Consider the following 20,776-nt stretch of genomic DNA (forward strand, 5'->3'; position numbering starts at 1 on the left):
AGGTCACTGGTAGCGCGGCCGGGATCCGGCCGCGCTACCAGTGACCTGGCCGGGTGAACGAGGGCGGGATCCTGGTGGCCGGGTCCCCCTTCGCGGCGTTCAGCTGGGGCTGGACGAGGAAGAGGGCACCGGTCAGATCGGCGCCGCGCAGATCCGCGTCCCGCAGGTCGGCGCCGATCAGATCGGCCTGCCGCAAGTCGGCGCCGCGCAGGTCCGCCGCGATCAGGTACGCGCCGCGCAGGTCGGCGCCGCGCAGGTCGGCGCCCTTGAGCCGGGCGCCGAAGAGGTCGGCGCCCCGGTGGTTCCCGCGCCCGCCCTTACCGCGCACACGGGCCCGTACCAGTTCGCTCGCGCGCAGCAGCAGCGGGTTGACGGCCGCGCGGCACGCCGCCACATCCAGCCGCAGCAGCTCCTCGGGGCCGGTCAGGCTGTGGCGCTCGGTCTCCTCCAGCGCGCGGCGGATCTCGCCGTGCAGGGGGCGGGCCCGCTCCAGGGCCAGGGCCTCGTTCAGATAGCCGAGCAGTTCGTGGAGTTGCCGCATCACGGGCAGCGCGGCGAACATCTCCGCGGCGCTCTCCGGGTGCCCGCGCCAGTCCCGGCCGCCGAAGGTGATCTGCGAGACCTTCTGTCCGGCGCCGAGGCAGTCGTACACCGTGCAGCCCCGGAAGCCCCGGCCGCGCAGCTCGCGATGGATACCGCAGCGGAAGTCGGTGCGCAGATTACGGCAGGGATCACCGGCCTTCTTGTCGACCGGGAAGTCCGCCGAGACGGAGAACGTGAGCGCGACGCAGCACAGTCCGAAGCAGTTGTCGCAGTCGGCCCGCAGGGCGGCGGCGCCGACGGCGCCCGGGGCGGTGGGGGCTGGCTCCTCGGGCAAGGGGTTCCGGTCTCCTGGGGAAGCGTGGACGGGGGCTGTGCGGACGGGGCTGCGTGGACAGGGGCCGTGTGGACGGGGGCTGTGTGACGGGCCCGGCACGGCCGGGGACCGACATCGGCCGGACAGCGAGACTACCGCCCGGGGACGACCGTCCCGACCGTCCCCGCCCCGCCCCGGACACCGGGCCGGGTGCCGGGAGTCGCCCGGCCCGCCGGTCAGCGCTTCACGTGCCGGGACTCCATCGCGCGCCGGGCCCGGTCCGCCAGACCGTCCGCGCCGCAGCGCTCCGCCAGATCGAGCCCGCAGCCCAGCTCGGCGGGGAAGCCCGCCGCGATGCCGTACTCCACGCGCGCGACGGCCAGTTCGTACCGGCAGGGCGAGGCTTCGAGATGGGCGACCGCCTGGGCCAGCAGCTCGACCCGGGCCGGGCCCTCCTTCAGAACGGCCGCGCCGCACAGCGCGACACCGATGGCGGTGTGCGTACCGAATCGTTCCGCCCGGTCGCGGGCGTACGAGGCGAGCCGCGCCGCGCGCCTCGGGTCGTCCTCCGCGACGGCCCGCGCCAGATCGACGGCCCAGGGCGCCATGACGACGTTGTGCCGGCCTCGCGAGACCAACGCCTCTCCCGTCGCCTCCAGTTCGGCGATCGCCTCGTCCTTGCGGCCCAGCGCGAGCAGCAGCCGTCCCCGTACCGACGGCGCGTCGGGGATGACGATGGAGGAGGAGTACGGGGTGGCGAACGTGTAGCGCTCGGCCGCCGCCGCGGCCTCGTCGACATGGCCGCGCGCCAGCAGGGTGTCGATGAGCATGCAGGCCGCGTCCCAGTGCATGGGGAGGCCGTCGCCGACGCGGTCGGCCAGCCGCAGGCTCTCGCGCAGATACATCTCGGCGTCCGCGAGCCGGCCGCGCCTGCGCTGGACGTATCCGACGAGGGCGTGGGCGAACGACAGATGACCACCGCTCCAGCCGGAGATCTCGAAGGCGCGCAGCGCCTCGGTGAACAGCGACTCGGCGCGGTCCAGCCGGTCGGCGAAGGCGTAGGAGAGACCGAGCAGGGCGGGCGGTTCGAAGCCCCACGCGGAGTCGGTCCAGCCGACCCCGGTCGGCAGTCCGCCGTCCACCAGGGCCCGTTCGGCGATCTGGACGATCTCCTCGGCGCTCTCGCCCCGGGCCGTGCCGTCGAAGGCGCGCAGCATCAGCAGCACGCGCTCGGTGCTGCCGCGCCCGGCGAGCCCGCCCGCCATCCCGGCCAGCCGCCGCGAGCGGTCGGGGCCGTCGTCCTCGATGGCCTGGACGCCCTCCCAGAGGAAGTGCGCGGCCTGGAGCCGCATCCTGGCCGGGCCGTCGGGGGTCCTGGCGGCCTCGGCTGCCACCACATGGGCGGCGTCGCCGGTCTGGTTGTTGTGGGTGAGGGCCTGGGAGAGCCGGAAGACCACGTCCACCCGCAGCGGATCGTCCAGTTGCTGGGTGTCCAGCGCCGCCCGCAGATGGCCGACCGTCGTGGCCGGTGAGGTGAGCAGCGTCGCACAGCCCAGCTCGTACAGCAGAACGGTGCGCACGGACGACAACGGCGGTTCCAGCAGGGCGCGTTCGAGGCAGCGGCGGGCGGCGTCCGGCGCGCCGACCGCGAGGTGTTCCGCGGCGGCCTCGCGGAGCTGTTCGACCAGTTCGGGGTCGCCGTCGGGATGCACTTCGAGGAGGTGCGGAGCCGCCGCGGCGGCTCCCCGGCCGCTGCGGGAGACGGCCCAGGCGGCGAGCCCGTGCATCGCGGTGCGCACCCCGGGCGGGATCGCGCGGTAGACCGACCCCGCGATCAGCGGATGGACGAACTCCAGCGGGTCGGTGCCGACGAGGATGCGCGCGGTGCGCAGCCGTTCGGCGCACTCGGCGGCCTCTTCGTGGTTCATGCCCGCCAGCGAGACGGCGAGATCCAGGGAGATGTCGGTGCCGAGGATCGCGGCGGCCCAGGCGAACCGGGTGGTGGCCGTGCCGAGTTGCTCCAGCCGGGTGATCAGACCGGTGCCGCGCGCCGAGGCGCCCAGGGCGCGCAGTTCGCCCGCGCTCTCCTCGACCGGGCTCAGCCCGCTGTCGCTCACCTTGGCGAGCAGCTCCACCGCCTCGTACGCGTTGCCGCCCGTGACCGCCCACACCTCGCGGCAGAACAGGTCGTCGGCGTGCTCGCCGAGCGCGGCGCGGGTGAGGGCGGCGGTGGCCTCGCCGGTCAACTCGCGCAGGGTGACGAGCAGTCGGGCGTGGGTGCCGAGGGTGCGCAGCTGCCGCTCGGTCTCGCCGATGGCCTCTTCCGTGCGGTAGGCCACGACCACGAGGACGGGCAGCCCGCGCCCGAGGCGCCGGGCGAAGGAGGCGAGCCAGGACAGCGTTTCCAGATCGGCCCACTGCGCGTCGTCCACGACGAGGAGCAGCGGGCCGCGCCGCGCGGCGAGCCGCTCGACCAGGGCGTCGAGTCCGTCCCTGACGCCCTGCGGGTCGGCGTGCTGCTCGCCGGGCGAGGTGACGCCGAGGGCCGGGCCGACTATCTCGTAGCGGTCGCCGAGCAGCGCCCGGATGCCCGCCGTCGCCGCCACCGGTGGGACCGGTGAGAGCGGGCCCTCGTCGGTGCGTTCGCGCGCGCCGTGCCGTTCGTACGGGTGGGGCCTCTGGTCCGCGCCGTGCCGTTCGTCGCCGGGGCCGGCCGCTCCGCGCGGGTCCGCGGGCGCGGCGGTGGCTCCCTCCGGCGGCTGATCCGGCGTCAGGACGGTGCGCAGCAGCTGCTGTACGAGATCGAACGGGCCGGGCGTGACGGTCTCGCCGCCGCGCGCGTTCCACACCGTGCAGCGCCCGGCGGCCAGTCGCCGCACCTCGCTGAGCAGCGTGGTCTTGCCGAGACCTGCCGCGCCCCGGTAGACGAGGAGTCCGCCGGTGGGCGAGGGTCCGCACAGGGCGTCCACGGCGTGGGCCGCCGCGGCGAGTTCGGGTTCACGCTCCAGCAGCGGGAGGGTGACCGTGTGCTGCGGCCGGTGCACCGGCATCCCTTCCCTTCTCGGAATTCCCGGATCTTCTCGAACAGTGTGCAGGTCACGTGTCGAGCGTAGCCCGGCGGCCCCCCGGGCAGCCCTGATTCGGCACGATTTTCGTCGTTCGACTGCGCATTGACCGTCCGTGGGGTAGAGGGGTCGATGTCATGCCCGCACCACCACCGGCCGCGGAACGGCGTCGTCCGGTGAGCCGCCGTCCGCGGGACCCGGCAGCCGCGTGGTCCGCGCGGCCAGTTCGGCGGCGGCCAGGACCACCCTGAACTGGTGCTCGACCTGGTCGCTCACGGGTATCCAGCGCGTACGGAAGTCGGCCTCGAACGCTTCGCACCCCTCGGTGAGGAAACGTTGCAGCTCGGCCCGGACCTCGGGCGCGGGCCCCCGTGCGAGCCGGTGCCCCGACGCGCCCTCGCCGCCGTCGTCGAGCATCTGGTGGAGCAGCCCGGCCGAGCGCATCATGAGCCGGCGCGCGGCGATCCGCAGCGCCGTGACGCGTGCGCGGTTCATCGGGGGCAGGGAGCCGGACGGGCCGAGTGCGGTCTCAGGAGACCACTCCCCGGCCAGGTCGGCGGAGACGGCGAGGTATTCGGTGACGGGGGTGAGCAGGGGCTCCGCGCTGTCGGGGAGGCCGGGGGCCACCCGCTCCAGCAGGCCGGAGAGGTGGCGCGTCTCCTCGGCGAGCGTGCGGCTGACGCTCCCCAGCGCACCGTACGGATCGGGGTGCTCGGAGGTGTCGGCTACCGCGTCGACCGCCCACATCGGGGACTCGACGATCGCGGTCACCGTCCCGTACCGGTGCGGATGGGACCACGTGGAGGTGGCCGTGGAGGCGGGCCGCGTGGCGACCTGATCCGTCTCGCGGGGGCGCGGCATGTCGAAGACGCCCGGTCCAGGACTCGGCCAGAAGAAGGCGTCGTAGGGTCCGCGCTCCACGGGAAGGGAGAGGTCGCGGGCGGATCCGGTCAGCCGGCCGGAGAAGCCGGGCAGGCCCCGGGTCAGCTGGACGAACGTGCCTCCCACGTCCACGCCGTGCAGCGAGCACTGCAGGTAGGGGCGCAGCTCGTCCTGGACGCCGAGCAGCGCGGCCGTCTCCGGCAGCGGCGCCGCGCCGGGTTCGGTGGGCAGCCACTCCGGCTGTTCGGCGAGGCCGGGGCGGTAGAAGTTGCGGAAGTAGTGGGAGAGGGTCATCGGCCCCTTGATCCACCGCTCGTTGCGGCGGGCCCCTTCGGGGTCGGCGCACAGCACGAAGTGCCAGGTCGTGTCGGCGGGTCCGGACCGCCGCCCGGTACCGGCCCGCTTCGAGGGACCGCACAGATAGCGGGCCAGCCGCAGCGCCGTGACGCCGCCGACGGGTTCGTTGGCGTGGGGTCCGGCCACCACCAGCACGTCGCGGCTGCCCCGGCCGACGGAGAGCAGCCGGATCGGCTCCCCCGAGCGCGAGGAGCCGATCCGGCGCAGGACGGCCAGGCCGGGGAAGGCCGTGGTCAACGCCTCGGCCCGCAGGGTCAGTTCGTCGACGTCGAGATAGCGGCCCGGCACGGTGACCCGCTCAGGAACCGGTGGCGGGGCCGTCGGTCCTCGCTGTGGCACGCATGAGCGGCTCCTTCGGCGTCGCTGTGCTCGGCTCCCGCCGTCGAGCGGGGCGACTGATGCTCCATCACCATGCGCGCACACGTCAACACCCCGCGCGATGAACGGTACGGGAGCGGCATCGGAGCGGTGCGGGAGCGGTACGGGAGCCGTGCCGGGAAGCCGTCAGCCCGTGACGGTGACCGCCGTCTTCGACCACACCGGGCTGCCCGTCGCCTGTATCAGCGTGGCGGGCGTGGCCGAGCGGATGGAGCCGCTCGTGCCGACGTACGGCCCGGTCGTGGCGCAGGTGTGCCGGGAGCTGTCGGCCGATCTCGGCTATCTGCCGCCCGTCTGACGGCCGGCCGTCGCCCGCCCGGGGCGCGGCGCGCTCTCCCGTACCACTTCGCGTACGGGGTTGACGAGGCATCCGATCCCCTCGACCTCCGACTCCAGTACGTCGCCGTCCCGCAGCGCGCGCCGGGGCCGCATGAAGTCCCCGCAGCCGGCCGGGGTCCCGGTCAGCACGACGTCACCGGGCCGCAGCGTGAAGAACCGGCTGAGATGAGCGATCAGCGCGGGGACGCGGAAGACCATGTCGGCGGTCGTGCCGTCCTGGACCGTCTCGCCGTTGACCCGGGTGCGCACCCGCAGCCGGTGCGGGTCGGGGATCCCGTCGGCCGTGACCACGACCGGGCCGAGCGGACAGAAGGTGTCCAGGCCCGTGCCGCGCAGCCACTTTCCGTCGCGCTCCTGGAGGTCACGGGCGGAGATGTCGTTGGCGACGGTGCAGCCGAAGACGTGGTCCGCCGCGTCGCGCTCCGCCACGTTCCTGGCCTCGGTGCCGATGATGACGGCCAACTCCGTCTCCCAGTCGACCCGCCGGGTCAGCGTGGGATCGAACTCGATCGCCTCGCCGGTGCCGATGACGCTGGAGGAGAGCTTGGGGAAGAGATAGGGCTCGCTCGGCGAGTCCCAGCCCATCTCCGCGATGGTGTCGCGGTAGTTGAGGCCGATCCCGTGGAGCGTGGCGGGCCGGTACGGCAGGACGGGGTCACCGTCGGAGGCCGGATCCCCGGCCGTCGTCGCCCGTGCGCCGTTGCGTGCCGTCCGCGATGACGCCGGCCGGCGAGACGGCCGGTGGCGCGGCCCGCCAGTGGTGAGCGGCGCCCGGCCTGCTCACGAATGTGCGGCGGCCCCGCTGGACGATGGTGGCCAGATGCATGGGGTGATCTCCTGGGGAGCGGACGACGGCGGGCACGGGTCCACGACCGGCGCCGTCCTGTTCAGTGGGACGCTGTTCCGTGCAGGGGTTCGGCGGTCCCCTTGGCGGCCTCCGGCGGCGCCGGCTCGCTTCCCGCCGCAGCCGGGGTTTCGGAGAGGAAGCACACCGCGAAAGCGGCGACCAGCGAGAAGGCGGCCAGGGCTACCATCACGGCGAAGAGGGGAACCACTCGCCGGAGAATTTTCCCGGTAGCGCTCTGAAGGTGTTGCCCGGACAGCTCCGGGTCACGGACCTGCGAGGTCATACGCGGCCACCTCTTCCGTCGACAGTGACAGGAACCGAACGGATCGACACTCCCTGAAGTCCCATTCATTGGGGCGTGGTTCCGTTTATCGGCACTCGGTACCGCAGGTTTCGGCATCGCGGCATGTCAAGACTCGGCACCGCGGGAGCGCGCGGGAATTCGGTCGCGCGGGCGCACGCGTCGTTGACGCGAAAGCTCCAACCCCCCTACGGTCGCGTCCCGTTCGCCATGACGTGCGTCATCCGAAATACCGAACAACGAGGTGAGGTATGGGACGACCAGGACGATCCGCCCCGGCGGGACAACCGGCTCCGGCACCGACGGCACCGCCCGCCCCGCTGACCCGCAGACGCGCGCTCGCCGGGCTGGGCGGCGCGCTGGCCACCGCCGGGGGAATCGGCGGAACCGGCGCGATGGCCACGGGGTGCGCGGCGCCCCGCGCCGGAGCCGCGGGCCGCACCCGGCTGCGCTACTGGCACCTGTTCGGCGGCGGGGACGGGGTGACCATGTCCCGGATGGTCGACGCCTTCGCCGCCGCGCACCCGGACATCGCCCTGGAGGCGACCCAGCTCCAGTGGGGCAGCCCGTACTACACGAAGCTGGGCATGGCGGGGGCCGGCGGGCGGGCGCCCGAGGTCGCGGTCTCCCATCTGGCGCGGCTCGCGGGGTTCGCGCCCGGTCGGCTGCTCGACCCGTTCGATCCCGGTCTGCTGGCCGCGTACGGGATCGGCGCCGACCGCTTTCCCCCGGAGATCTGGCGGCGCGGGCGCTTCGACGGCCGGCAGTACGCGGTCCCCCTCGACACGCACCCGATGGTCCTCTACTACAACACCGACATCTGCGGGCGGGCCGGACTGCTCGACGACGGCGGAAAGCTGCGGCCGATCGCCGGGGCAGCGCGGTTCACCGCCGCGCTGCGGGCCGCGAAGAAGGCCACCGGGCTGCCCGCCCTGACCACCGAGACGCTCGGCCCCGACGCGGCGACCCCCTGGCGGCTGTTCGCCACGCTCTACGCGCAGACGGGCGGCGCCGTGCTGTCGGCCGACGGCAAGCGGCTCGCCCTGGACGACGCCAAGGCGCTGCGCGCCCTGGAGTACATGGCGGCGCTCACCGACGAGGGGCTGATCGCGCGCCGTACCGACTACGCGGGCGCGATCGGCGTGTTCAACGGCGGGAAGACCGCCTTCCACCTCAACGGCGAGTGGGAGGTGACCACCTTCACCCTCTCCGGACTGCCGTTCTCGATGACCCGGGTGCCCGCGCTCCTGGGCAGCGGGGCCGTCCAGGCCGACTGCCACTCCTTCGTCCTGCCGCACCAGCAGCGCCGCTCGGGCGCCGGGAACGAGGCCGCGCACGCCTTCGTCGCCTGGATGGTGAAGCACTCGGTGGACTGGGCCGAGGGCGGTCATGTCCCCGCCTATCTGCCCACGCTCGACGACCCGGCGTATCTGCGGCTCACCCCGCAGTCCGCGTACCGCTCGGTCATCGACGACGTCGCGCTCGATCAGCCCGCGTGGTTCGCGGGCTCGGCCTCCGTGATGTGGATCGAACTGGGGGCGGTGTTCTCCGGGGTGCTCACCGGTTCCCGTACCCCCCGCGACGCGCTGCGCGAGGCCAAGGCGCGGCTGCGGCAGCTGCTGGACACGCCGGATCCGCTCGGAGGCTCCGTATGACCACGAGCGTCACCGGGCCCGCCGGGCCCACCTCGACCGACCGGCCCGCCCCGGGCGCCGGGCCCGCCGGGCGCGCGGGGATCCGTCGGCGGTGGACCGAGCACGGGCTGCTGTTCATCGCCCCCTTCCTGCTCACGTACGCCCTCTTCCTGCTGTGGCCGCTGGCCTCCGGGGTGGGGATGAGCCTGCGCAGCGACAACATCACCGGTTCCGGCGGCGTGTACGTCGGCCTCGACAACTACGCGGAGGCGCTGGGCGATCCCGATGTCTGGTCCTCGATGGGCAACACCGTGTGGTTCACCGTGCTGTCCACGGTCCCGCTGGTGCTGTGCGGACTGGTCTTCGCGCTGCTCGCCCACCATCTGCGCTTCGTGCGGTGGCTGTGGCGCCTCGCGTGGTTCACTCCGTTCCTGATGCCGTCCGGAGTGGTCGGGCTGCTGTTCCTGTGGGTGATCTTCCCGTCGGACTTCGGCTTCGCCGATCAGCTGCTCGCCTCGTTCGGCCTGCGTCCCGGCATCGGCTGGCTCACCGACGAGCGCTACGCGATGCTGTCGGTCGTCGCCGCCACCGTGTGGTGGACGGTGGGCTTCAACTTCCTGCTGTACCTGGCCGCGTTGCAGTCCCTCCCCCGGTACGTGTACGAGGCGGCGGAGCTGGACGGCGCGGGCGCCGCGCGGCGGCTGTGGCACATCACGCTGCCGATGCTGCGGCGCACGACCGGGGTGGTGCTGATCCTCCAGGTGCTGGCCTCGCTGAAGATCTTCGATCAGGTGTACATCATGACGGGCGGCGGGCCCGACGACTCCACCCGCCCGATCCTCCAGTACGTCTACCAGGCGGGCTTCACGGGCTACCGCATCGGCTACGCGTCCGCCGTCTCGTATCTCTTCTTCGCACTGATCGTGGTCGTGTCCCTGGTGCAGCTGCGGCTGTCCCGCCGAGGTGGTGAGGAGTCCTCGTGAGTGCTGTCGCGGACGACGAGGGCCGCAGGGCCCGCTGGACCCCGGGCCGGGCGGCCCTGCTGGCGCTCTCGCTGCCGCTGGCCGTGGTGTGGGTGCTGCCGCTGGCCTGGGCGGTGGCCATCTCGTTCAAACCGGAGGGGGAGGCGACCGGAACGCCGCTGCGGTGGATCGGCTCCACCGTGACACTCCAGGCGTACCGGCAGGTGTGGGAGGCCGGGGATCTGGTGCGCTGGATGTTCAACACCGCGTACATCTCGGTGGTCACCACCCTGCTGACGGTGGTGTTCTGCGCGATGGCCGCGTACGGCTTCGCGCGCACCGACTTCCGGGGCCGCAAGGCGCTGTACGGGGTGGTCCTGGCCGGGATCATGGTGCCGCCGCAGGTGCTGATGGCACCGCTGTTCGCGGAGATGGTCCAGCTGGGCCTGGTGGACACCTACTGGGGGGTGATCCTGCCGCAGGTGGCCGTGCCCGCCATGGTCTTCATCCTCGTGCGGTTCTTCGACGGGGTGCCGCGCGAGCTGGAGGAGGCGGCGTTCGTCGACGGGGCCGGACGCTGGCGGGTGTTCTGGACCATCGTGATGCCGCTGTCGCGGCCGGTGCTCGCGGCGGTCGCGATCTTCACCTTCATCTCGACCTGGAACAACTTCCTGTGGCCGTTCCTGGTCACCACCGATCCGAACGGGATGACGCTGCCCGTCGGTCTGGTGAACGTGCAGACCTCGTACGGTCTGCGGTACGCGCAGATGATGGCGTCCGTCGTCATCGCGGGGCTGCCGCTGCTGGTGGTCTTCGTCCTCTTCCAGCGGCAGATCGTCCGGGGGGTGGCGCGGACCGGGCTGGCCGGGCAGTGACGGGCTGCCCCGGTGGCTCACGGGGCGTCAGGGGCGTTTTTCGCCAAGGGAGTTGCCGCACGCCCCTGCCCCCGGCATGCCCGCTGTGGCAGACTCCCCGGGTATGGAGTCGGCACACAGGGGTGGGGTGTGAGCGAGCCTCGATCCGCCCCGACGATCGGGCAGCTCGTCCTCGGCAGACAGCTACGGGCCCTGCGCGAGAAGGCGGGCCTCGGCCGGGAGGCGGCGGGCAGGCTGCTGCGTGTCACCGCGGCCACCGTCCGGCGGATGGAGACGGCGGAGGTCGCCCTCAAGATCCCGTACGTACAACTCCTGCTCCCCGCCTACGGGCTGGGCGCGGCGGAGACCGAGGTGTTCCTGCGGCTGGCCGAGGAGGCGAACAAACCGGGCTGGTGGCAGCGGTTCCACGACATACTGCCCGACTGGTTCAGCGGCTATGTCAGCCTCGAAGAGGCCGCGAGGACCATACGCGCCTACGAGCCGCACTTCGTACCGGGGCTGCTGCAGACCGAGGAGTACGCGCACGCCGTCCTGACCACCGGATCCGTGGGCCGTACGGTCGACCACGACCGGGACCGGATCGACCGCCATGTCGCGCTGCGTCTGGAGCGGCAGACGCTGCTCGACCGGCAGGACGCGCCGGTGTTCTGGGCGGTGCTGGACGAGACGGTGCTGCGCAGACCGGTCGGGTCGAGGGCCGTGATGCGGGCGCAGCTCGACCGGTTGCTGGAGATGATCGAGCTGCCGCGGGTGACGCTCCAGATCGCCACGTTCGCCACGGGTCCGCACGCGGGCGCCTACAGCCCGTTCGTGCTGTTCCGGTTCGGGATCCCGGAGGTGCGCGACATGGTCTACATCGAGTATCTGACCGGCGCGCTCTATCTCGACGAGGACGACGAGGTCAGCGCGCACATGCAGGCGATGGACATGATGGTGACCCATGCCGAGCCCGCCACCCGCACCGAGGAGCTGCTCGCCGGGTTCCGCGCGGAGCTGGACCGGTGACGGGGAGGGCGCGCGGCAAGGCGGCGGTACCGGCCGGTCCTCGGCCGGCACCGCCCGCCTCGCCTGCCGGGGTCAGGCGCCGAAGCCGTGCTCCGCGAGGAGCGCGTCGAGCGCGGTGAGTTCCGTGTCGTCCAGGGCGTCCCCGTCCAGGACCGCCAGGTTCTGGTCGAGCTGCCCGACGCCGCTGGCCCCGATCAGGACCGAGGTGACGCGCTCGTCCCGCAGCACCCAGGCCAGCGCGAGCTGGGCGAGGGTCTGGCCGCGCTCGCCCGCGAGCTTGTTCAGCGCGTGCAGCAGGGCGACCTTGGACTCGCTGAGCGCGTCGCGCTTCAGGAAGTGGCCGACGGCCATCCGCGAGTCCGCGGGCACCCCGTCGAGGTAACGGTCGGTCAGCTGTCCCTGGGCGAGGGGGGAGAACGCGATGACCCCGGCGCCCACCTCGTCGGAGGCGGCGATCAGCCCGCTGTCCTCGATCGTGCGGTCGAGGATGTTGTACGCGTGCTGGTTGATCAGCAGCGGGGTGCCGAGGTCCTTCAGGAGCGCGGCAGCCTGCCGCATCTGCTCCGTCGGGTAGTTGGACAGTCCGACGTAGAGCGCCTTGCCCTGCCGCACGGCCGAGGCGAGCGCGCCCACGGTCTCTTCGAGCGGGGTCTGGGGGTCGTAGCGGTGGGAGTAGAAGAGGTCGACGTAGTCGACGCGCATCCGGGCCAGCGACTGGTCCAGGCTCGCCAGCACGTGCTTGCGCGAGCCGAACTCGCCGTACGGGCCCGGCCACATGTCGTAGCCCGCCTTGGACGAGAGGAACAGCTCGTCGCGGTAGGGCCGGAAGTCCTGGGTGTAGAGCGTGCCGAAGTTCGCCTCGGCGCTGCCGTAGGGCGGGCCGTAGTTGTTGGCGAGGTCGAAGTGGGTGACGCCCCGGTCGAACGCGCGGCGCAGCACGGCGCGCTGCTTCTCCAGCGGAGCGGTGTCACCGAAGTTGTGCCACAGCCCCAGGGAGACCTGGGGCAGCTTGACCCCGCTGCGGCCACTGCGCGCGAACCGCATGTCGGCGTAGCGGTCGGCGGCGGCGAGGTAGGGCGGTTGTTTCAACGAACTCTCCTGGGACGTGGCCGGGGCGAGAAGGGTGCCGGGACAGCTCCGCGCGGGCTGTGATCCGGTCGCGGTAGACGGTACACACGAGGAACACCGTTGGGAACGTCAAACAAGTTCCGAAAATTTCCGACAGATTCCAACAGAACGAAGCGCGGCGGACGCGGTGCCCTCGCGGTGCTCTCAGGACCTGGAGCGGCGATGGGCCGCCACGCGCTCGCGGGTCGCGCACCGGCGTGAGCAGTAGCGGCGCGGGGGCCCGCCGCTCTGGGTGAGATAGACGTCGGTGCAGCTCGGCGAGGTGCACAGGCCGCCGGGCGGCCGCTGCCTGTCCCAGACGAGGACGGTCAGCGCGAGACAGGACGAGGCGAGGAACCACTCGCCCCAGGGCGCCTCGTCGTCGCTGTCGAGGTGGGGATGCCAGGGGCTGGTGCCGTGGTGGGAAGTGAGGCGTACGGCGCCCGCCGTGCGCCGCAGCAGGCCGTTGAGCGCGCGGGCGGCGCCTTCGGTTGCGCTCGCGGCCAACGCCGTACTGGCCCGCCTGCCCCGCCGGCCGCGACCGGACACCGTGGTGTGGTGCGGGGCGCTCGCCCTGGCCCTCGCCCTGACGCTCGCGGCGGCCGGCGGGCCCGTACTCCTGACGGCGGCGGTGGTGGTCGCCGGAATCGGCGAAGGGCCGCAGCTCACCGCGGTGTTCGCGGTACGCCACCGGGAGGCGCCCGAGCGGCTGCGCGGCCGGGTCTTCGTCACCGGGGCGAGTCTGAAGATCACCGGGTTCGCGCTGGGCGCGGCGCTCGCCGGACCGCTGGCCGTACGGTCGCTGCCGGGCGCCCTGCTGGCCGGGGCCGCCGTGGAGGCGCTCGCCGTCGTGGCCTTCGCCTCGGTACGGGTCGGCACCGGCCGCGGGACCGGCTCCGCCCCGGGCTTCATCCGTACGGGCCCGGTTGGGTCCGAATGCCGGAGGCCGGAGACTGGAACCCGCCATGAGCGAGCAGAAGAGGAATCATGACACGAGCAAGGATCCTCATCGTCGGAGGCGGCTTCGCCGGAGTCGAGTGCGCCCGCCGTCTGGAACGCGCCCTCTCGCCCCAGCGGGCCCGGATCGCCCTGGTGGCGCCCTTCAGCTACCAGCTCTACATGCCGCTGCTGCCCCAGGTGGCCTCCGGGGTGCTCACCCCGCAGTCGGTGGCGGTCTCGCTGCGGCGCGGTCTGCGCCACACCCGCGTCATCCCCGGCGGATCCATCGGTGTGGACACCGACGCCAAGGTGTGCGTCATCCGGAAGATCACCGACGAGATCATCGACGAGCGGTACGACTATCTCGTCCTGGCTCCCGGCAGTGTCACCAGAACCTTCGACATCCCCGGCCTGAGCGAGCACGCCCTCGGCATGAAGACGCTCGCCGAGGCCGCGTATCTGCGCGACCACGTCATCGCCCAGCTCGATCTGGCCGACGCGGCGACCGACCCGGCCGAGCGCGCCTCCCGGCTGCGGTTCATCGTCGTGGGCGGCGGCTACGCGGGGACCGAGACCGCGGCCTGCCTCCAGCGCATCACGGTGGCGGCGGCCCGGCGCTACCCCCGGCTCGACGCACGGCTGATCAAGTGGCACATCGTCGACGTGGCGCCCAAGCTGATGCCGGAACTCGGCGACAAGCTCGGCTCGGACGCCCTGCGGATCCTGCGCGACCGCGGCATCGAGGTGTCCCTCGGCGTCTCGGTCGCCAGGGTCGAACCCGAGCAGGTCACCCTCACCGACGGCCGCACACTGCCCTGCCGCACCCTCGTGTGGACCGCGGGCGTCACCGCGAGCCCGCTGCTCGCCACCCTGGGCGCGGAGACCGTACGGGGCCGGCTCAGCGTCACCAGCCGGCTCACCGTACCCGGCGCCGACGGCGTCTTCGCCCTGGGCGACGCCGCCGCCGTGCCCGACCTCGACAAGGGCGAGGGCGCCGTCTGCCCGCCCACCGCGCAGCACGCCCAGCGCCAGGGCAGGACGGCCGCCGACAACGTGGCCGCCTCCCTGCGCGGAACCGCCCTGCGGTCCTACGTCCACAAGGACCTCGGGCTGGTGGTCGACCTCGGCGGCAGGGATGCCGTCTCCCGCCCCCTCGGCCTGCAGCTGACCGGTATGCCGGCCCAGGCCGTGGCGCGCGGCTACCACCTGATGGCGCTGCGCACCAATGTCGCCAAGGTCCGCACGGTGACCAACTGGCTGCTCAACGCGGCGGCGGGCGACGACTACGTCCGTACCGGCTTCCAGAGCCGCCGCCCGGCCACCCTGCGCGACTTCGAGTACACCGACGCCTATCTGACGCGCGATCAGGTGCGCGCACGGACCAGGTCGGCGGCCGGCGGCGCGTGACGCACCAGCCGTACGGGCCCGAACAGGCCGGTACGGATCTGGCCCGCGACGACGGCGCCGGTGGGCGAGGCGTCGTCCAGATAGCCCGCGAGCGTGCCGCGTACGACGATCTCGATCCGGTTCTCGCCCGGCCTCAGGGCGTCCGTGACATCGCTGGTCCAGGGCGACCAGACGAGCCGTCCCGTCAGGGTGCCGTTGACGGTGACGTCGGCGCAGCCGCGCACCTCGCCGAGGTCGAGCAGCGTCCGCCCGCCGCCGGTGCCCGCGGCGGGGTGCCGGAACCACCGCTCGGGCGCGCGCACCGCCGTGCGGTAGCGCACCTCGCCGCCCAGGGAGCGCAGCCCCAGCTCCTCCCAGCTCGCCAACGGGGCGGTGACCTCGGCGACTTCGGCACTCACCGCCGTGTCGAGCAGGGCTCCGCCCCGGCGGCCGTCGGCGGCGGTGACGCGCAGGTACACCGGTGTGCCCGCGGCGAGGGGGCGCCGCAGGACGACCCGGCCCGCGACCGCCGCGTACTCCTCGCCCGCCACCAGGACGGTGACCGGCAGGGAGGTGGGCAGGCGCAGCGAGGTGGTGCCGAGCGGTGCGTTCAGCCGCAGCCATTCGGTCCGCTCGCCGCCCGGGGACAGGTCGGGCACCAGCGGCTCGACCACGCCCCCCGGTGCGGCGGCCGGCTCCAGCCAGTGCGCCCCCGGCAGCGGATGGGGCCTGGCCCAGGCGCAGACGAAGCGCGGGTCGCGGGGGCCTGCGAGCCGGGCACGCACCGGGACCCGTTCGTCCCCGCGGAAGGCGCGCCAGCCGGGGCCGCTGGTCCAGCCGAGGCCGCCCCGGGGGCCCGGCGCGGAGTCCAGCACGACGGCGGTCGGCGCGGGCGGCGGCTCGGCCGAGCCGTCGGCGGTCCCGTCAGGCGTCCCGGCGGCGGTTCCGGCGGGCGTCCCGGCGGCGGTTCCGGCGGCCCGGGTCACCCGCAGCGTGAGAGTGTTCTCGCCGACCCGCAGCCAATCCCTGATCCCGTACGGGTGGATCCGGATCTCGCGATGGCCGGGGTACGGGTTGAAGTCGCCCTGTCTGCCGATCTCCACGCCGTTGACGAACACTCCGCACGGGCCGTCGCTGCCGACCTGGACCGTGCAGTCGGGCGGTAGCCGGTCCAGGCGCGCGCGGAAGACCAGATCCCGGATCTCGCCGACGGCGGCGGCGCGGTCGTCGCCCGCTTCGAGCCAGGCGGGTCTGCGGTAGGCGAGGGGGCCGCGCACCACGGCGAAGGAGGCGCGGACCGGGCCCTCCACCACGGCCTCCAGCTCGATCTCCAGCTCGACGGTGTGTCCCGCCGCCCGCGGCGGCAGCAGGCTGAACGACTGGTAGCCGGAGTCCCGTACGGTGACGGGCGCGCCGTCGACCGTGATCCGGCGTGCCGCGTTGGCCCCCACGGCGAGATAGAGCCCGTCGCGGTCGGGCAGCGCGAGATGGGTGCGCACGGCGACGCGCCCGCCCTTCGGTACCCGCCGCCAGTCGAGGAACTCCTCGGGCACGTACCCCTTGGGGCCGAGCGCCTCGGCGTGCGCCGGGTCGTCGCGGATGCCCCTGGACAGCGACCACTCGACGGGCCGCCAGCCGTCGGCGGGGGGCTCGGATCCGGTCCACGGGCCACGTACCAGGGCGAACGGCCCGTACCCGGCGACGACGGGCCGCCAGTCGGCCGCCGGGCCGGGCACGCCCCCCGGGCGGCGGCACTCGACGCCATCTTCGCTCTCGCCTGCGCCTGCGGTGAGATGGTCCATGCGCCAGACCTCGATGGGCAGGATGCCCGTACGGTCCGCCGCCGCCAGATCCCCCCGGCTGTTGTCCAGCGTCGAGGTCGCCAGCGCCTTCCAGGGTCCTTCGACCGGCAGACTGTCGCTCTCCTCCCCCAGCGGTTCGCGTGTCGGCGCGGGCAGGGCGCGCGCGAGGACCACCAGCGCGACCGGCCCGTCCTCGAAGCCGACGTCCAGCAGCCACTGGCCGTCGGGGCCCGCGACCACCGGCAGCTCCGTACGGTGCCCCGTCCCCGGGTCCCAGCGCTGGGCGCGCGGCCGGTCCCGGCCCAGCCCCGCCACCCGCACCCGCGCCCGGCGCGCGCCCGCCGGGCGGAACCGGTAGCCGGTGGTGCGCAGTTGCTCCCAGTACGCCTCCCACGGGAAGCCGCCGGTCCACCAGTCGCCGGTCTCCAGGGAGACCACGGGGGCGGCGGTGCCGGAGCGCTCGTCGTGCGCGACGAGGGTCAGCACATGGCAGTCGCCGTACCGGCGCAGCAGGAACGGCGCGTCCGCCCGTACCCGTACCGGGCCGCTCACCACCGCGCCCGGCACCTGGTCGGCGGTCTCGGCCCGGACGAGGGCGCCGCGGGCCAGGGCGGCGGCGAACGCCTCCGCCGCGCTCTCCTCGTACGTGCCGCCGCCGCTCTCCTCGCCGAGGAAGAGTTCCGGGGCGCCTCCGACGTGGATCACCCGGCCGCCCGCCGCCGCGAAGCGCGCCAGCGTACGGGCGGCGCGCACGTGCAGGGCCCGGACGGGCGGCACGACCACCGTGCGGTAGATCTCGTCCCCGACGCGGAGACCGGGGCCGCCGGGGGCGGCGGCGTCGACGGTCCCGGCCGCGAGGGTCGTCTCGTCGAGGACGTCGTGGTCGATCCCGGCGCGCTCCAGTGAGCCGCGTTCCTCCGCGTACCACGCGCTGCGGCCGTTCAGCCGGTGGTAGGCCGCCGCGGCGGCGCGGGCCGGGGCGAGCGGGCCGTCGAGCCGCTGGTACGCCTGGGCCGTGGTCGTCGGGGAGAGCAGCGCGGTGTCGCACACGTGCGTTCCGGCCGTCAGCACCGAACACAGCCGCGCGACCGCGCCCGAGAACACGTGGTACGAGGGCCAGTACGGCTGCCGCCAGCAGGTGGAGGGCGCCGCCCACTCCCACCAGCCGCCCGCGGTGCTGTAGTACACGGCGTGCGGGTCGTAGAGGGTGGCGCCGCGGCGCAGCAGGGGCGCCAGCCAGTCGTAGGTCTCCTCCAGGGTGCCGCCCCAGCCCGTGGAGTGGAACGCCTCGATCCAGGTCCGCTCGTGCCCGCGCGCGTGCGCCAGGGAGCTGTGCACCTTCGGGTCGCCCCAGTGGTCGCTGCCGGGGGCGCCGTAGCCGCGGTGGGTGGCGAGGTAGTCGCCGTACACCTCGACGCCGCCGCAGGGATCGCCCTCGCGGGCGGGCGACGGCTGGTCGAAGCCGCAGACCAGGCCGTGCCGGGCGAACCACGCGTCGAGGCGGTCGAAGAAGCCGCGCCGCCCGAGCCGGGCGCGGTGCGCGTGGTAGTCGCGCCGGAACCGGGCCGCCTCCGCGTCCGTACCGCCGTCCGGGCCGGCGTCGTGCGGGCCGCCCCCGTCCGTGCCGTCCGTGCCGTCCGTGCCGTCGTCCCACAGGGCCCACAGCAGGGGCAGCGGGTCGTATCCGTAGCGGGCGGTGAAGGTCTCGGCGAAGTCCCTGCCCCAGGTGGGCATGGCGGGCAGCTCGTCCTGGAAGAATCCGCCGATGGCCCGGCCGAACCAGTGCCCGACGCGGCGCTCCAGGGTGCCGTGGACCTGGTCGAGGAGCGCCGCGCAGGCGTCCTCGCCGAAGTAGTCGAAGCCGCGGGTCCCGCTGTGCACGAGGGTGAGGTGCGCGGGTGCGCCGCTCCAGCGCGCCGTACCGTCGACGAGCGGGACGCCGACGCGCGGGGTCCCGGGACCGAGCCGTGCGTAGGCGGCCAGCGCCGTGTGTCCCTCGGGCGGCGCGAGGACGCTCTCCCCGTCCCCGGCGCAGCTGAGCGTGGAGCGGTGCAGGGCGAGTCCGGCGAACTCGGGCCGCTCGGCGGTCAGGCGGCCCTGGAAGTTGGCGCCGGAGAAGCCGATCTGGTCGTATATCCACAGCCGGAAGCCCAGCTCCTCGGCGTCCGCGCAGGCGGTGTCGAGCAGCGCGAGCCACCGGGGGCTCAGAAAGGGCGGGTCGTCCGCCAGCGAGCCGAACATCGGCCCGGTGGGCGCCAGACACATCACGACGGCCTGCCGGATGCCCTGGGACACCATCTCCCGCAGCTGCCTGCGCAGTTCCTCTCTGGTGATCGTCGCGCCGCTCCACCACCAGATCGGCAGCGGGCCGAACCGGGACTCCGGCTCGGTGAAGCGGGTCAGCAGCTCGTGTGCGTAGCGGCTCGGTCGGGGTAAGGGGGCGCTGTCGGTCATGGGTGGCCTTCCGGGGGTTCACGCGTGCGCGGCGGGCGAGGATCGGCGAGCGCGGTACGTGACCATCCTGCGCGGCGCCGACGGCTCGCACCAGGACACCTGTCCCGGCGCGGCGCGCGCTCCGGGTGGCCGGAACCGATCCCATGTGCCCACCCGCGCCGGTCTCTTCGGGCTCCGGCGGCGGACGACCGCTCGGTATGATTCCCCGTTGGGCCGACGGTTGCTGTCGGTTGCGGCTGATCGCATCCCGGAGGAGCGGACATTCATGTTTGACCGGCTGAAGGACCTCAAGGACAAGGCGACCGACCTCGCGAGCGAGCACGGCGAGGTGATCGGTCAGGGGCTGGAGAAGGTCGCCTCGGTGATCGACGACAAGACCGACGGCAAGTACAGCGACCATCTCGACACGGGCGTCGAGAAGGCCAAGGGCTTCATCGAGGGGCTGGACGAGAAGGACGGCGCGGGCGAGCCGGACGCCGTCAAGGAGTCCTGACCCGTACGGCGCGCTCCGGTCCGGCACGGGCGGGGCGACGATGTCGACCGCGCCGGTCCGGGCACGGCGGGGCGACGATGTCGACCGCGCCGGTCCGGGCGCGGCGGGGCGATGGTGTCGCCCCGCCGCGCCCGGCGTGATTAGACTGAAAACCGGACATGTATGGCTTCCTCGCCTAGGAGGCGACATGGGAAGGTCCGACCACTACGAGCTGGTCTTCGAGCGTTCCGGCGCGCCGGTGAGCGTCCCGGGCGGCGAGGTGGATGTGGTCGTGGTGCGCCGTACGGACCGCAAGGGCCCCGGCGGGCATCCGTTGTACGCCGATGACACGGGCATCGTGCTGGCGGAGATCAGCGACCTCGACGAGGTCCGGATGATCGCCAGCGGCGGGCAGCAGGATCCCACGACGTCGGTGACGGCCCGCCCCGTACCGCACCTTCTGTGACAGCCGCCGCACCCGGAGCGAGCGGGCGGCGGCCCCCTCCTCTCCTCGCCTCCTCGCCTCCCCGTCTTCTCCCGGCCCCCGTACGGCCCCCGCCGTGTCGCGCGCGGTGGCGTCCGGGCGTGGAGTGGAAGCGGCGGGTGCGGCGCGGCGGTCCCGCGCGGCCGCGTGCTCACCGGCCGTTCCGGGCGCGCGCGCCGCGCGCGAGCCCCGTGTCCACGTGATCCACGTGATCCGCGTGATCCACGTGATCCAGTCGAAGGAGAGGTCCATGCCACGAGGTGCGAGCCCCAAGCGGGAGCGTCAGTACGAGCACATCAAGGAGAGTGCCGAGAGGCGCGGCCGGTCGCCGGAGCGGGCGAAGGAGATGGCCTCCCGCACGGTCAACAAGGAACGCGCGCGTTCCGGCGAGTCGAGGCGGCGAGCGGGACCTCGCTCCGGGACCCGAAGTCCGCGCCCCGGCGCGGGGGTCAGCGCGCGCACACGGGTGCGCAGGGCCCGACGAGGGACCAGCTGTACGCCGAGGCCAGGAAGCGTGGCGTGGAGGGCCGTTCGTCGATGAACAAGCAGCAGCTCTCCAGGGCACTGGGCCGCTGACCCGGCCCGTACGCGTGCCACGGCTCCGGTGGAGCGCACCGCGGTGCGCTCCACC

18 protein-coding genes and 1 pseudogene are annotated in these 20,776 nt (G+C 73.6%); 10 read left to right on the top strand and 9 right to left on the bottom strand.

The features are described 5' to 3' along the window. Positions 1-34 precede the first annotated feature (34 nt). From DVH02_RS36860 to DVH02_RS32140, 3 genes are all read right to left on the bottom strand, one after another. Entirely contained in the window at positions 35-877 is an 843-nt protein-coding gene (locus DVH02_RS36860; RefSeq protein WP_114627378.1) for a pentapeptide repeat-containing protein, read from the bottom strand. 215 nt (positions 878-1,092) lie between these two features. Continuing rightward, positions 1,093-3,906 (bottom strand): ATP-binding protein, encoded by a 2,814-nt coding sequence (locus tag DVH02_RS32135; RefSeq protein WP_114627379.1) that lies wholly within the window; start codon positions 3,904-3,906, stop codon positions 1,093-1,095. 150 nt (positions 3,907-4,056) lie between these two features. Then, positions 4,057-5,499, bottom strand: coding sequence for a M14 family zinc carboxypeptidase (locus DVH02_RS32140; RefSeq protein WP_158575971.1), 1,443 nt, complete (start codon positions 5,497-5,499; stop codon positions 4,057-4,059). A gap of 172 nt (positions 5,500-5,671) precedes the next feature. On the opposite strand from DVH02_RS32140, the gene DVH02_RS32145 reads away from it, so the two are divergent. Beyond that, positions 5,672-5,836 (top strand): hypothetical protein, encoded by a 165-nt coding sequence (locus tag DVH02_RS32145; protein ID WP_199566491.1) that lies wholly within the window; start codon positions 5,672-5,674, stop codon positions 5,834-5,836. On the opposite strand, the gene DVH02_RS32150 is transcribed toward DVH02_RS32145, so the two are convergent. From DVH02_RS32150 to DVH02_RS32155, 3 genes are all read right to left on the bottom strand, one after another. Beyond that, positions 5,818-6,462 carry a fumarylacetoacetate hydrolase family protein gene (locus tag DVH02_RS32150; protein WP_114627381.1) on the bottom strand — a complete coding sequence of 215 codons (645 nt, stop codon included), beginning with the start codon at positions 6,460-6,462 and terminating at the stop codon, positions 5,818-5,820. The genes DVH02_RS32145 and DVH02_RS32150 overlap by 19 nt on opposite strands. A 70-nt stretch (positions 6,463-6,532) precedes the next feature. Then, positions 6,533-6,703 (bottom strand): hypothetical protein, encoded by a 171-nt coding sequence (locus DVH02_RS35390; protein ID WP_158575972.1) that lies wholly within the window; start codon positions 6,701-6,703, stop codon positions 6,533-6,535. 61 nt (positions 6,704-6,764) lie between these two features. Continuing rightward, a complete protein-coding gene (locus DVH02_RS32155) occupies positions 6,765-7,007 on the bottom strand; it encodes a hypothetical protein (RefSeq protein WP_114627382.1) in 243 nt (80 codons plus the stop codon). 269 nt (positions 7,008-7,276) lie between these two features. Between DVH02_RS32155 and DVH02_RS32160 the strand changes: the two genes are divergently transcribed. The 4 genes from DVH02_RS32160 (at position 7,277) to DVH02_RS32175 (ending at position 11,501) form a co-directional block, all read left to right on the top strand. Continuing rightward, complete coding sequence (locus tag DVH02_RS32160) at positions 7,277-8,680, top strand: extracellular solute-binding protein (protein WP_114627383.1); 1,404 nt, start codon at positions 7,277-7,279, stop codon at positions 8,678-8,680. Then, positions 8,677-9,642 carry a carbohydrate ABC transporter permease gene (locus DVH02_RS32165; protein ID WP_114627384.1) on the top strand — a complete coding sequence of 322 codons (966 nt, stop codon included), beginning with the start codon at positions 8,677-8,679 and terminating at the stop codon, positions 9,640-9,642. Before DVH02_RS32160 ends, DVH02_RS32165 begins: the two co-directional genes overlap by 4 nt. Beyond that, on the top strand, positions 9,639-10,496 hold the full coding sequence (locus DVH02_RS32170; RefSeq protein WP_114627385.1) for a carbohydrate ABC transporter permease: 858 nt from the start codon (positions 9,639-9,641) through the stop codon (positions 10,494-10,496). Before DVH02_RS32165 ends, DVH02_RS32170 begins: the two co-directional genes overlap by 4 nt. A gap of 129 nt (positions 10,497-10,625) precedes the next feature. Continuing rightward, the gene (locus tag DVH02_RS32175; protein WP_114627386.1) at positions 10,626-11,501 is read left to right on the top strand and encodes a helix-turn-helix domain-containing protein; all 876 of its coding nucleotides are present in this window, start codon (positions 10,626-10,628) and stop codon (positions 11,499-11,501) included. Positions 11,502-11,573: 72 nt separating this feature from the next. On the opposite strand, the gene DVH02_RS32180 is transcribed toward DVH02_RS32175, so the two are convergent. Further along, complete coding sequence (locus DVH02_RS32180) at positions 11,574-12,545, bottom strand: aldo/keto reductase (RefSeq protein WP_114627391.1); 972 nt, start codon at positions 12,543-12,545, stop codon at positions 11,574-11,576. A gap of 228 nt (positions 12,546-12,773) precedes the next feature. Beyond that, a complete protein-coding gene (locus tag DVH02_RS32185) occupies positions 12,774-13,277 on the bottom strand; it encodes a CGNR zinc finger domain-containing protein (protein WP_233518587.1) in 504 nt (167 codons plus the stop codon). On the opposite strand from DVH02_RS32185, the gene DVH02_RS36595 reads away from it, so the two are divergent. Both DVH02_RS36595 and DVH02_RS32190 read left to right on the top strand, forming a co-directional pair. Further along, a complete protein-coding gene (locus DVH02_RS36595) occupies positions 13,159-13,599 on the top strand; it encodes a hypothetical protein (protein ID WP_233518590.1) in 441 nt (146 codons plus the stop codon). The two genes, DVH02_RS32185 and DVH02_RS36595, sit on opposite strands and share 119 nt — an antisense overlap. After that, positions 13,596-14,954, top strand: coding sequence for an NAD(P)/FAD-dependent oxidoreductase (locus DVH02_RS32190; RefSeq protein WP_114627388.1), 1,359 nt, complete (start codon positions 13,596-13,598; stop codon positions 14,952-14,954). Before DVH02_RS36595 ends, DVH02_RS32190 begins: the two co-directional genes overlap by 4 nt. Here DVH02_RS32190 and DVH02_RS35770 read toward each other — a convergent pair. Continuing rightward, a complete protein-coding gene (locus DVH02_RS35770; protein ID WP_199566492.1) occupies positions 14,912-19,189 on the bottom strand; it encodes a hypothetical protein in 4,278 nt (1,425 codons plus the stop codon). The two genes, DVH02_RS32190 and DVH02_RS35770, sit on opposite strands and share 43 nt — an antisense overlap. A 265-nt stretch (positions 19,190-19,454) precedes the next feature. Between DVH02_RS35770 and DVH02_RS32200 the strand changes: the two genes are divergently transcribed. The 3 genes and pseudogenes from DVH02_RS32200 (at position 19,455) to DVH02_RS36600 (ending at position 20,721) form a co-directional block, all read left to right on the top strand. Continuing rightward, a complete protein-coding gene (locus tag DVH02_RS32200; RefSeq protein WP_114627389.1) occupies positions 19,455-19,682 on the top strand; it encodes an antitoxin in 228 nt (75 codons plus the stop codon). 187 nt (positions 19,683-19,869) lie between these two features. Further along, positions 19,870-20,127: a DUF6296 family protein gene (locus DVH02_RS32205; RefSeq protein ID WP_114627390.1), complete on the top strand. Its 258-nt coding sequence runs from the start codon at positions 19,870-19,872 to the stop codon at positions 20,125-20,127. A gap of 268 nt (positions 20,128-20,395) precedes the next feature. Then, positions 20,396-20,721: pseudogene (locus tag DVH02_RS36600) on the top strand (plasmid stabilization protein). Positions 20,722-20,776 lie beyond the last annotated feature (55 nt).

Origin of the sequence: Streptomyces corynorhini (assembly GCF_003346515.1) — a bacterium.
In the GTDB taxonomy this organism is placed as follows: Bacteria; Actinomycetota; Actinomycetes; order Streptomycetales; family Streptomycetaceae; genus Streptomyces; species Streptomyces corynorhini.

Coding starts and splice junctions, on each gene's coding strand:
- DVH02_RS32135 (WP_114627379.1), bottom strand. CDS start 3,906: ATGCCGGTGCACCGGCCGCAGCACACGGTCACCCTCCCGCTGCTGGAG.
- DVH02_RS32150 (WP_114627381.1), bottom strand. CDS start 6,462: ATGGGCTGGGACTCGCCGAGCGAGCCCTATCTCTTCCCCAAGCTCTCC.
- DVH02_RS35390 (WP_158575972.1), bottom strand. CDS start 6,703: ATGCATCTGGCCACCATCGTCCAGCGGGGCCGCCGCACATTCGTGAGC.
- DVH02_RS32155 (WP_114627382.1), bottom strand. CDS start 7,007: ATGACCTCGCAGGTCCGTGACCCGGAGCTGTCCGGGCAACACCTTCAG.
- DVH02_RS32160 (WP_114627383.1), top strand. CDS start 7,277: ATGGGACGACCAGGACGATCCGCCCCGGCGGGACAACCGGCTCCGGCA.
- DVH02_RS32165 (WP_114627384.1), top strand. CDS start 8,677: ATGACCACGAGCGTCACCGGGCCCGCCGGGCCCACCTCGACCGACCGG.
- DVH02_RS32180 (WP_114627391.1), bottom strand. CDS start 12,545: ATGCGGTTCGCGCGCAGTGGCCGCAGCGGGGTCAAGCTGCCCCAGGTC.
- DVH02_RS32190 (WP_114627388.1), top strand. CDS start 13,596: ATGACACGAGCAAGGATCCTCATCGTCGGAGGCGGCTTCGCCGGAGTC.
- DVH02_RS35770 (WP_199566492.1), bottom strand. CDS start 19,189: ATGACCGACAGCGCCCCCTTACCCCGACCGAGCCGCTACGCACACGAG.
- DVH02_RS32200 (WP_114627389.1), top strand. CDS start 19,455: ATGTTTGACCGGCTGAAGGACCTCAAGGACAAGGCGACCGACCTCGCG.
- DVH02_RS32205 (WP_114627390.1), top strand. CDS start 19,870: ATGGGAAGGTCCGACCACTACGAGCTGGTCTTCGAGCGTTCCGGCGCG.